Source organism: Paraburkholderia sp., assembly GCF_034668105.1.
Taxonomy (GTDB): domain Bacteria; phylum Pseudomonadota; class Gammaproteobacteria; order Burkholderiales; family Burkholderiaceae; genus Paraburkholderia.
In genome coordinates, this window is the sequence record NZ_JAXDPY010000471.1 from 1 (window position 1) to 10,070 (window position 10,070).

The 10,070-nt window shown below is 57.0% G+C and carries 11 protein-coding genes and 1 pseudogene; 5 read left to right on the forward strand and 7 right to left on the reverse strand.

Annotated elements, in window-relative coordinates; translation table 11 throughout:
• Window positions 1-357 (forward strand): annotated as a pseudogene (locus QOC89_RS21240) (GTP 3',8-cyclase MoaA); the annotation flags it as partial.
• Between the two features lie 65 nt (window positions 358-422).
• Here QOC89_RS21240 and QOC89_RS21245 read toward each other — a convergent pair.
• The gene (locus QOC89_RS21245; RefSeq protein ID WP_323046815.1) at window positions 423-713 is read right to left on the reverse strand and encodes an ArsR family transcriptional regulator; all 291 of its coding nucleotides are present in this window, start codon (window positions 711-713) and stop codon (window positions 423-425) included.
• Between the two features lie 175 nt (window positions 714-888).
• Window positions 889-1,335, reverse strand: coding sequence for a phosphate-starvation-inducible PsiE family protein (locus tag QOC89_RS21250; protein WP_323046816.1), 447 nt, complete (start codon window positions 1,333-1,335; stop codon window positions 889-891).
• Window positions 1,336-1,481: 146 nt separating this feature from the next.
• Here QOC89_RS21250 and QOC89_RS21255 point away from each other — a divergent pair, with 146 nt between their 5' ends.
• From QOC89_RS21255 to QOC89_RS21265, 3 genes are all read left to right on the forward strand, one after another.
• Window positions 1,482-1,637 carry a hypothetical protein gene (locus QOC89_RS21255; protein ID WP_323046817.1) on the forward strand — a complete coding sequence of 52 codons (156 nt, stop codon included), beginning with the start codon at window positions 1,482-1,484 and terminating at the stop codon, window positions 1,635-1,637.
• A 156-nt stretch (window positions 1,638-1,793) separates the two neighbouring features.
• Window positions 1,794-1,955, forward strand: a complete 162-nt coding sequence (locus QOC89_RS21260) for a hypothetical protein (RefSeq protein ID WP_323046818.1) — start codon at window positions 1,794-1,796, stop codon at window positions 1,953-1,955.
• A 735-nt stretch (window positions 1,956-2,690) separates the two neighbouring features.
• Window positions 2,691-2,960 carry a DUF4148 domain-containing protein gene (locus tag QOC89_RS21265; RefSeq protein ID WP_323046819.1) on the forward strand — a complete coding sequence of 90 codons (270 nt, stop codon included), beginning with the start codon at window positions 2,691-2,693 and terminating at the stop codon, window positions 2,958-2,960.
• A gap of 367 nt (window positions 2,961-3,327) precedes the next feature.
• On the opposite strand, the gene QOC89_RS21270 is transcribed toward QOC89_RS21265, so the two are convergent.
• From QOC89_RS21270 to QOC89_RS21280, 3 genes are all read right to left on the reverse strand, one after another.
• Window positions 3,328-4,125 (reverse strand): response regulator transcription factor, encoded by a 798-nt coding sequence (locus QOC89_RS21270; RefSeq protein WP_323046820.1) that lies wholly within the window; start codon window positions 4,123-4,125, stop codon window positions 3,328-3,330.
• Window positions 4,101-5,429: a HAMP domain-containing sensor histidine kinase gene (locus QOC89_RS21275; protein WP_323046825.1), complete on the reverse strand. Its 1,329-nt coding sequence runs from the start codon at window positions 5,427-5,429 to the stop codon at window positions 4,101-4,103. The genes QOC89_RS21270 and QOC89_RS21275 overlap by 25 nt, the downstream gene beginning before the upstream one ends.
• Window positions 5,430-5,506: 77 nt before the next feature.
• Window positions 5,507-6,190, reverse strand: coding sequence for a response regulator transcription factor (locus QOC89_RS21280; protein WP_323046821.1), 684 nt, complete (start codon window positions 6,188-6,190; stop codon window positions 5,507-5,509).
• A gap of 771 nt (window positions 6,191-6,961) precedes the next feature.
• On the opposite strand from QOC89_RS21280, the gene QOC89_RS21285 reads away from it, so the two are divergent.
• Window positions 6,962-7,948, forward strand: coding sequence for a LysR family transcriptional regulator (locus tag QOC89_RS21285; protein WP_323046822.1), 987 nt, complete (start codon window positions 6,962-6,964; stop codon window positions 7,946-7,948).
• Window positions 7,949-8,066: 118 nt separating this feature from the next.
• Here the strand turns inward: QOC89_RS21285 and tatA are convergent, their stop codons facing one another.
• Complete coding sequence (tatA, locus tag QOC89_RS21290; RefSeq protein WP_323046823.1) at window positions 8,067-8,318, reverse strand: Sec-independent protein translocase subunit TatA; 252 nt, start codon at window positions 8,316-8,318, stop codon at window positions 8,067-8,069.
• Window positions 8,319-8,491: 173 nt separating this feature from the next.
• Window positions 8,492-9,748 (reverse strand): oxalate decarboxylase family bicupin, encoded by a 1,257-nt coding sequence (locus tag QOC89_RS21295; protein WP_323046824.1) that lies wholly within the window; start codon window positions 9,746-9,748, stop codon window positions 8,492-8,494.
• Window positions 9,749-10,070: the final 322 nt, after the last annotated feature.

The window sequence follows — 10,070 nt, forward strand, 5'->3', positions numbered from 1 at the left end:
CACCCGCTTCTTCCTGTTGAGAAAGACCGGTTGAATGATACGGCGATCAATTACGAGTACAGCGACGGGGCCGGGAAAATAGGATTCATTTCAAGTGTGTCGAAGCCGTTCTGTGGAAATTGTACGCGCGCGCGTGTATCGGCAGACGGCCAACTATTCCTCTGTCTGTTCGCAACAAATTCGGTTGACCTGAAACCTCTGCTTGGCGAGATCCAATCACCATTGCAACTCGCCTCGGAGATCCGAAAGCATTGGAATAATCGGGACGATCAGTATTCCTCGACCCGAAGTGCTGCGTATTCCAGAACGGGTAAAAAGACTTACCCGACCGTACGAATGTCGCTCGTGGGCGGCTAAAGCGTCCGGCAATGGCATTGGGTCGCCTTTTAATGCCCGGGCGGCTTGTGGCACGGCACGAAGGATTATTCCCCAGACGCGAAAAGTGCCGCACAGACTTCCAGCCCGGAAGCGCTCAGTGACGCGACTTCTCTTCCGTCATCCTCTATCGAGATTTTCACCAGTCCGGCTTCTTCCAACGGAGCCAGATTCCGTAACAGCGTACTCATCGCAATCTTTGAGCGCTTACTAAGCTTGGCGAGCGACCATGATCTCGCGCTCGGCTCACGGCAAGCAGTCCATAGATGAAGCAATACAGTAGCAATGGACAAATCCAATTCTGCGTTCTCGTCTTCTAACGTTACTTCGGGATCCATGCCACGTTCCTCTCGCTCAATGTTTGCTAATTCATAGTGTGTCCTGTGTTCGGCAAACTGACGAGATACAGTTTGCCGCTGGCGAGCCCCTCTATTCGCAAGGGGGCGCTGCGCTCAGGTGATCGCGCGGCCCGGATTGTTGCCGACCGGCCTTCGCGAGTATGGGAGAGCATGGTCACTGCGCCTTTCGCTTAGGCAACTCTTCGCGGGCCTCGTCATCGCTGGCCGGGTATTTGTGCTGTCCGTAGCGAAGGATGAATATCCCCGCGGCGAGCATCACAATGCCGAAGGCAGTCGCCAGCATGTGCATCTCACCGGCGTCTCCGAAGCGAAGGATGAGATCCCGTGCCAGCGAGGCCATCGCGATGTAGAGCGGGAATCGAACGGGGAGTTGACCCAGGCGAAGATATCGCGCGTCCATCGTCAATACTTCAAGGTATAGAAACATTAACAACAGGTCGGTCAGCGTGACCTGCCCCGAGAGCAGCACTTTCCACGTTTCCTGCACCATGGCGAATGTCGTAGCGAGACCTATCAGAACCAGTCCGATTAATTCAACGACATTCAGGAAGCGGTCGAAGTGGACACGGACGCGCTCGGTTACCGAGGGGAAATTGCTCATGCCATTCAGAGAGATATACCGGGTAACGATGACGTCAAGTATCGTTGCCGCTCTCTTGCGCGTACGGGTACAGAAAGGATGCGCGGAGTAGATCACAGTTGTCCGGCCGCCCCAGGCCGATGCATACGCGCTCCGGGAAAGATCCGATGAATCCCGACGAGGTGCGCGCGGCGAGGGCGGCGATTGAACTCGATCGTTTCCGGGCAAGTTTGCCCGCACGTGCACGCGAGACGCGGCGCTCTCTTGAGACGGCCGTGCCGGAGCTATTGCTCGACTTCGATACGGCGATGGAGCTTTCTTGAGATTGGACACTCGGCAATCGACCTTCGCAACGAAACAGTCGATATGCCATACGCGGAGCGTTTGCAACCGGGGTGGGAGAGAGTGCTGGAGTCGGTGAGGCGAGATCTGGGAGCGCTATTCGAGCGGCCGGACGCAGTCGACTCACGCGGACGCTGGTGTCCGTCGAAGCGGCGATCGGCACAGCGCAGTCCCTGCTCGGTGAGTTGAGCGAGAATCGTGAAAAGCGGCATCGCATGCAACGAATTCTTGGCTATCTGCACTTTATCCGCACGGCGTTGCTCGATAAGGATGCGCCTTTTTATACCACCGTCCACTGATTAGCCTGCGGGGACTGACGCGTGCGAATTACCGCGTGCATAAAACGCCCCGCGCGGATTGTGAATCGACGATCTGCTCCATCAGTCGCACGATTAACATTTTTTCATAGTCGCGCCATTCCCGTGGCCGCCTGGAAGCGCGATTATTAGCTTGACCGAGCATTGCTATATTCGTTTCCAGTGACGGTCGTGGCGGGTGTCGCGGGCCGGGCGGACCACATAGAAGCTTCGCGCATTTCGTGAATGTGGCGGACTATATGACTCGCCATGACACAGAATCCGGCAATGACCAGAACGACGCCAACCAACTGCCGAGGCCGCAACTGTCCGGCGATACGGAAATTAATCTCACTGAACACGAAAAGCTCCGATTCCTGGAAGTTGTACGAGCGTTGCCTCGCGTGGCCGATAAGCGCAGAGGGAAGATACACATAGGCATCGCTATTATGAGGATCTTCGGCTAACAGTCGTTCTCCGTAATCGTGAAATATTATTTAATCGGAGATCTTCATTGTCGTGGTTCAATACGCCCCGCGAAATTTCCCTATGCTGTCGCGCTTGCTTCTCGCGAGCCTCCAGGTATTACTGACGGGGTTCGATGAAAATTAAATGTGATTTCATCTTAGTTGCATCGTTCAGATAAAACGTATTCGTTATTCTTGACGTTATCCGATCAATGAGCGAATCAAAGATCATGTTTCGGATAGTTGACTTAACGTTATAAGGATGACTGAAATGAAATACCTGACGATTGTTGTTGCTATGTTAGCCGCTACCGCCACTGGTTCGGCATTTGCGCAAACGAATTCATCGAATGCTCCGGCCACGTCCATTGGCGCGCAGGTCGCGTCGAATGATGGAGCTACGGCGCAAGGCCCGGCGGTTCCCGCGTGGGGGCAGCCGGTGCATGAGAAGACGCGAGCTGAAGTGTACCAGGAGCTGGTGCATGCGGAGCAGGACGGCCAACTGGCTTATCTCAACTCGACCCTCTACGCGCATCCGTGACCAGCCCACGCGCTAACCATCTCAAGCGCGCAAGCCAACTTTTTGATGTACTGGAGAACATAGTGAAAATCCGCAAGATGATCAGGCGATCTGCGTGTCTGGTAGCCGCCGGTGTGGCAGTGGGGCTGTTATTGTCAGGCTGTGCCACGGCTCGCCCAAATGGTCCGGACGGCTGCGTTGGGCCGCCCGATTTTTGTCAGCCGTATTTTGGCAATTGAGCAGGTGGGAACGCGCTCGCCCGATGGAGCAGCGCGTTTAACCTTGCACGGAAGCATTCCGCTGATGCTCTCGTCGCTCTTTTAAGGTTGGCTTCGGGGGTTCGGATTTGCATTCGCGTTTAGAGGTTGATTTTTGCCCGCGCTACGGGTCAAGTACTCACGGTGAACTGGGAGCGTAGATCTTGCACGGACGCTTGCACGCAAATCGGTGTCCTGGTGAGTTGATAGCCATAACAGCTAACCGTGGCGATGTTAACGTCGGGCAAATGCTCTTTGAGTCTGCGGCGCAAGCGCCAAATCAGAGGACTCACTGTCGTCAAATCAATGTCTTCCTTTTCCGGCCACGCGTAGCGGAGCAACTCATCGTGCCGTACCGGTGCATCGAACTGGCGCAGCAAACATTCAAGTACCAGATACTCTCGCTTGGTGAGTGGGAGACGCCGCTTGCCGTCGACCAGCTCTCGCGTTTGTGGGTCAAGTCGGAGTGGCGTAGGTAGCTGGTCTCGCCGGTTTCTATCCGTGGCTGTGCGATGCAAAACCTGCATCCTCTCATGCATCTCGATATAGGAATACGGATGAGTAAAGCATGCATCCGCGCCGGCGCGTAGCGTTGCAATTCTATCGCTGGATCTGGCGGAGCCGAGCACTGCGACAATCACTGCGCCGTCGGCGGTAGATTCAAACTGAGGTAACGCCGTTGTCACCTCTGAATACGAAGAGGGGTCAACGATCATCAGGACGATTGCGTCGAACGATTCTTTCGAAGCAGTCAAAATCCCCTCGCGGAGGGTATTCGAGCATCGCAGGCTGTGCGCACTTTCGCGGAAGGCTTTGCATAGCCACGCTGACTCTCGATGGTGAGGTGACACGAAAAGAATGCGCATTGGGTGGTGGTCTCGCTGGAAGATGGAATTCGCGCGAATCAGGCGAGTATCCGTGACCAGCATTCAATGGTCGCCCTGGTGCCTGGCCGTGCATCATGGAGCTTGATCGTGAAGTCGTGCACGTGCATGACGGTCGATACAATGCTGAGTCCCAGTCCCGAGCCGGCAATATGATGAGTGCGTTCGCTTCGGTAAAAGCGTTGAAGCACGGCGTCGCGATCTGCCGGTGGGATGCCTGGCCCATTGTCGATGACTTCCACCTTGGGGCCGGCCGGCGTCGGATTGAGTTCAATCCGCACTGTTCCGCCCGTTGGCGTGAACTTCAGGGCGTTGTCCAGCAGATTGCACAGCGCTTCGAACAACAGGTCGCGGTCTGCGCGAATGGCGCCGACGTGCCGCGTTCGAACGATGAAGTGGATCGAGCGACTCTCCGCGAGCGGTTCGTATAGTTCGCCAACTTCACGAACCAGGTTCTCGAGTTGCAACGAGGCAAAGCCGCCACGCCGCTGTAGCGTGCCAATTTCGGAGATGCGCAGCATGGCGCGGAATCGGTCGAGCAGTGCGGTTGTCTCAGCGCGGGCCCGCTCCACCAGAATCGACAGCTCCTGGTCGTCAAGTTTCCCGGTGCGCTCCGCAGCTTGCCCAAGCAGTGTGTGCATGTGAGCGAGTGGCGTACGCAGGTCGTGAGCGATGCCGTCGCAGACTCCCTTCACTTCATTCATCAGACGTTCCACTTCCTCGAGCATGTGATTGACCAGATGCACCAGCATGTCGATTTCGTCGCGCCCTCCGGCCGGCAAACGCTGGCCAAGCTCACCCTGCGCAATGAGTTGCGTCGCGTTCCGGATCGCTTTCAGGCGGGCGGCCTGTCGCAGGCTCAACGCGAAACAACCAGCGATGCCCGAGGCCATGCAGAGTATTCCACCCATGATGAGTGCGTTGATCATCCGTTGGCGAATCTTCAGCACATGGGTGAGATCGCGGGCAAGTACCAGCATCTCGCCGTCGCCGCGCTGCTCCGCCATGACTCGTACCACCGGCGCTCGCTCCGAGCCTGCAACCGCCAGGGTGTGAAGCGTTACGCCCGTGCGGTTAGCGGGTAGTCCCGGCGGGAGGGCAAGCATGTCGCCAGCAATGTGCTGACCGTCGGCTGTGAACAGGCCGTAATAGTTCGTATGCATGCGCTCATGCTCGATGCGTCGGTAGATAGCCTCCGTAAGACCGCTATGCGGCATCGAATCGAAATAGATCAGTTGCCAGTCCATGACGACATCGGCTTCGTGCTCCATGGCGCCCGCGACGGCCCAGCCGATAAATCCGATCAGCAGCATGACGGAAACCGAGAAGATCACCGTGTAGACGGCCATCAGGCGGAATGTCGTTGAGTGCCAGCGCCACCGCAGGGACATTGGCGTCAGAAGTGGAACGTCCAGCAAGGTAGTTCTCATTCAAGAATATAGCCGGCACCACGTACGGTCTTGATCAGTGGTTTTGCGCCGCTCGAGTCGATCTTCTTGCGCAACCGACCCATGTGCACGTCAATCAGGTTGGTACCTGGATCGAAGTGGTAGCCCCAGACGGATTCGAACAGCATTGTTCGTGTGACGGTCTGCCCCGCGTGGCGCATCATGATTTCGAGCACGCGATATTCGGTGGGCAAGAGTTCAATGTCTTCGCCGTCGCGCCGCAGCCTGCGCGAGATCAGGTCGAGTTCAAGCGGCCCCACGCACAGCGTTGTCGGGGCCTGAGTGGACGGCGTCTGGTTGCGGCGTAACAGTGCCTCCAGACGCGCGGCCATCTCCTCGGGATCGAACGGCTTGGTCAGATAATCGTCGCCGCCTGCTCGCAGGCCGCGCACGCGTTCGTCGATGTCGCCCAGCGCGCTGAGCATTAGCACGGGCGTGCGGATGCCAACGCCGCGCAAGGTGGTCAAGATCGTCAGCCCGTCGATGCCAGGCAGCATACGGTCCAGGGTAATCAGGTCGTACTCCGCGCTGATCGCCCGTACCATCCCCTCCTGACCGCCGTGCACCCAGTCGACTGAGTATCCGCGGCTCTGCAATTCTCGAACGATCTCGTTTCCCGTGATCTTGTCATCTTCAATCGTCAGCACGCGCGACGTGGTCATCTCTTGCACTCCCCGCAAGTATCACTTTCGAAGCGCAACAGGTTCTGCGATGTCCGACTTTGTTTCGCGGGCCATTTGTCTGCGAAATGATCGATTGGCGGGCGTATCGCCAACAATCGCGCTGCAGTCTCTGCATCGAACGACGCATTTACGATGTCGTGATGTAAAACGCGGACGGTAACTGGAAGTGAAAGCGACATCGCAAGGGTCCTGCAAGGCAAGAAGTGAGCGGTGAGCGTAGGGCCGGCTCGGATCAGCCGCAGGGTCGGGCGGCCACGTACGTGAGGCGCACCGCACAGAGCCCAGCGGCGTCGCTCGCTGGCTGGTGCACCAGGAAAAAGGGCCGACCGTGAAACGCTCGGCTAACGGTTCCGGCATTGGAGGGCTATGCCGCCGGAACCAGAGACAAGGGTAGTGCCGTCCTGCATGTGACGGAGAGCACACATTGGGGTCGAGAAAAGAAGCACAGTGGCGTTGACGAGGATTCGCACCGCCCCAATTAACGAAGGTCCGCGCAATAGATTCGCGCTACGGACGTAGCGCGATATCTGGCCCCTTTCCTGTCAATTTACCTAACCTGGCGGCGGCGAACATGAAACATTTGCAATGTCCGCGATATACGCCGATAGCCGGCTGCAGTCTATGCTAAGGCTTATTCGTGGACTTCCACGATCGTGGGCATGGCGGCCGATTCAACGCACCGGCGGGGGGCGCATCGAATTTGCCTCGACTGCCGGTCGGGAACGGTGGCTTGTTGGAGGCGCTCCGTTAATGCGCGGTGCGTTCAGAAATTTTGGCGAAACTATTGTGAAAAATGCGACCCTCCGTCAGCTAAAAACCTTTGAAACCGTAGCTCGACGTCTAAGCTTTTCGCGAGCGGCGGACGAGCTGAATCTTTCGCAGCCGGCCGTCTCCACACAGATCAAACACCTGGAGGAGCATGCAGGTGTTCCGCTATTCGAACAACTCGGCAAGCGAATCTTCCTTACGCCCGCAGGACGGGAAATGGTGCACCACACGCGGGCGATCATTGAATGCTTCCGCGTGGTGGAAGAGGCATTGGCACGGCTCAAGGGTACTGAAGGCAATAGTCTGAACATTGGTGTGGTCAGCGCCGGCGGCTACTTTTTCCCGCGCTTGCTTGCCGACTTCAACCGGAAGAATCCGGGAATCAAGTTGGAACTGGCCGTCGAGAATCGGGATCAGTTGTTGACTCAACTCGACGAGAATCGCATCGACCTCGCCGTGATGGTCGGCGCGCCAGCAGACTCGAGAATTGTCAGTGAGACATTTGCACCGCATCCATTTCTGATTGTTGCGTCGCCGTCTCATCCACTCGCAAACAGGCGGGAGATTCCGGTTTGTCAGCTGACGAAAGAGCGTTTTATCGTTCGAGAAAAGGGCTCCGACACTTGGGGTGTGATGGAGGAAGGGATCGCAGACGGGTTCGACAAGAATAGCGAACTGATCGAGATCAAGAACACCGAGACGATCAAGCAGGCTGTTATCGCGGGAATGGGCATCAGCTTCTTGTCCGCGCATACCGTCGACCTTGAACTGAAGGCGGGGATGCTTGTCGTGCTCGATGTAGTTGGATTCCCGATCGTACGAGAGTGGCGTATCGTGCATCGTGCCGATAAGCAACTCTCTCCCGTGGCCGAAGCATTCAAGCACTTTCTTCTCGAAGAAGGTTCAACACGAATAGGTAGGTTTGGCAACGTCGGCACTGAAGCTGCGTTTCTATCAGCCATTGCATAGAAGCAGTCTTGCAGCGAAACGCGTATTTGCGGAGTTGGCCGAAAGTAAGGCGATGCGCGCGCTGCGAGGGAAAGTATGGGCCCGTTAGTTCTTCGGGTCCCATGATGAGCGGCTTCTGTCAGTGATTGTTCAGAATTGGAGACGTCGCAACTTTCGCGACGTCTTCGGCTCGTGTGTGCTGCTGTTCGATCGACGCGGGCGACGAACTCATCGCATCGGCGGGACTACCCGGTTCGCTCTGCAATCCATCCTTGAAGCCTTTCACAGCGAATCCGAGATCGCCGCCGAGCGTTCTTAGTTTCGCGGTGCCAAAAACGAGCGCGACGATTAGCGCAACGATTAGCCAATGCCAAATGCTGATTGAACCCATCTCATCTTCTCCTTGATTGCCCGTTGTTTGCCGATAGATAACTGCCCGTGCGGTTGGCCTGGCCGGCAGCCACCGGGTAGTCGATTGCTGTCACTGTGTATCTTTCAACGGTCCGCCCGGGACGGATACCTTGGTGCCCGGGCGGCGGCTGAGTAGAGAACCGCTACGGCGATTTAAAGCGGCAGAACGTCGGGACGGTTGTTCGGGAACCGCGCGATCGTCTCCGCAGTCACGTTCAGATGATCCATGATCATCCGCGGCGGCGTGTGCGTCAGCCAGTCGGAAAGCGACACTTCGGCGAAGTGGTCCGCCTTGAAGATTTCCAGGAAGACGAGGTCCGTGTTGCCCGTGTTTTGCACGTAGTGACCGAGACTCTTCTTGACGTAACCGATGTCGCCCGCGCGGAAGTCCGCGGTGGCCGCCTTCGGGCCCGTATCGAATACCGTCATGCGGGCTTCGCCCTTGATGTAGTACTGCCATTCGTCCGCGTTCGGATGCCAGTGCAGTTCGCGCATACCACCCGGCTTGACCGTCACCAGGGCGGCGGCGACGGTTGCGGATGCCTTGAAATTGCGGCTGTCGGCGATCCGGACCGAGCCACCCTTGGTCTCTTTCGTCGGCGCCATATCGCCCAGCGAGAAGATGAACGGGTGCTCCGGCAGGCCAAGAGGCGTCGCCACTGAACGTTGCGCGGCTGGCAGCGGACCGGGATCTGAACCTTGGAAAATCCACAGATTGTCGACCGGAATATTCTTGAAGGCGTCGGCCGGTACGTTGAAGTTAGCGGCGAGGACGTCCGGCGGCGTGTGGGCAATCCAATCCGTCAGTAGAAGCGTGTTGAATTCCGATGCGCGGCCGTTGTCGAACGCGAGCAGAAATTCCGCACCGGTAGGTCCGATGCCTTGCAGCGAGTGCGGCAAGCCCGGAGGGAAATACCAGAGATCGCCGGTCTTGACGTCGGCTACCTGCGGGCGGCCCTGCTCGTCGAGGATGGTAATGCGGCATTGGCCGTCCAGCATGATGGCCCATTCGGCCTGCTGGTGCCAGTGCATTTCGCGGGTGCCGTTGGTCCCCAGGCGCATGTTGACGCCCGAGATGTCTTCGGAGATTGCGAAGTCATCCTGTGTAACTTCACGAGCCCAGCCGCCGTTCTGATAACGCTTGTGCGCATTGTTGAACGACGCCCAGAACAGTGGCATCCCGTTGATGTCGGTAGCCGGCGGGTTCTGAAACGACGGGAATTGATTGGCAATTGCGGGGTTTTGAGGACCCGGGTCGGTCCGGCTCGTCGGGCTCAAGGCGTTGATTTCACCTTCGGGCGGGCGGTCCGGATTGCCGAACGTGGCCGCCTTGGCCGTTGCGGCAACGCCGAGCGCAGCGGCCGAGGCGGCTGCGCCTACCAACATTTTACGTCGTGACAGATCAGTCATGGTTTGCTCCTTTCCGTTGCGAAAACTGAATAACTAAAGCGATTTATTTGCTGCCCGGAATTTAATCGGTTATGTCGGGATTAACCGGTTAGCCGACTATTAAAAATAAAGCGGTTATACGGAAAGCTCAATGCGTACCGAGCGAAAAAGATGGCGAATTAATTTTAATCGGCAACGATTCATGAATTGGTTGGACAACCGGTTTTCGCCAGACAGGCTGTACCGTTGAGGCCGATGATAGGGGCTAATCGTTTGCGAGGATAATTGTATTTTTGGAACGAAACGATAACCGTTTAATTATGATGTTTTGCTGATTAAGCAG

Excerpts from the sequence above, each read along its gene's own strand:
- QOC89_RS21295 (WP_323046824.1), bottom strand. The coding sequence starts at position 9,748 with ATGACTGATCTGTCACGACGTAAAATGTTGGTAGGCGCAGCCGCCTCG.
- QOC89_RS21285 (WP_323046822.1), top strand. The coding sequence starts at position 6,962 with ATGCGCGGTGCGTTCAGAAATTTTGGCGAAACTATTGTGAAAAATGCG.
- tatA (WP_323046823.1), bottom strand. The coding sequence starts at position 8,318 with ATGGGTTCAATCAGCATTTGGCATTGGCTAATCGTTGCGCTAATCGTC.
- QOC89_RS21275 (WP_323046825.1), bottom strand. The coding sequence starts at position 5,429 with ATGGCCGTCTACACGGTGATCTTCTCGGTTTCCGTCATGCTGCTGATC.
- QOC89_RS21270 (WP_323046820.1), bottom strand. The coding sequence starts at position 4,125 with ATGCTGGTCACGGATACTCGCCTGATTCGCGCGAATTCCATCTTCCAG.
- QOC89_RS21280 (WP_323046821.1), bottom strand. The coding sequence starts at position 6,190 with ATGACCACGTCGCGCGTGCTGACGATTGAAGATGACAAGATCACGGGA.
- QOC89_RS21265 (WP_323046819.1), top strand. The coding sequence starts at position 2,691 with ATGAAATACCTGACGATTGTTGTTGCTATGTTAGCCGCTACCGCCACT.
- QOC89_RS21250 (WP_323046816.1), bottom strand. The coding sequence starts at position 1,335 with ATGAGCAATTTCCCCTCGGTAACCGAGCGCGTCCGTGTCCACTTCGAC.
- QOC89_RS21255 (WP_323046817.1), top strand. The coding sequence starts at position 1,482 with ATGAATCCCGACGAGGTGCGCGCGGCGAGGGCGGCGATTGAACTCGAT.
- QOC89_RS21245 (WP_323046815.1), bottom strand. The coding sequence starts at position 713 with ATGGATCCCGAAGTAACGTTAGAAGACGAGAACGCAGAATTGGATTTG.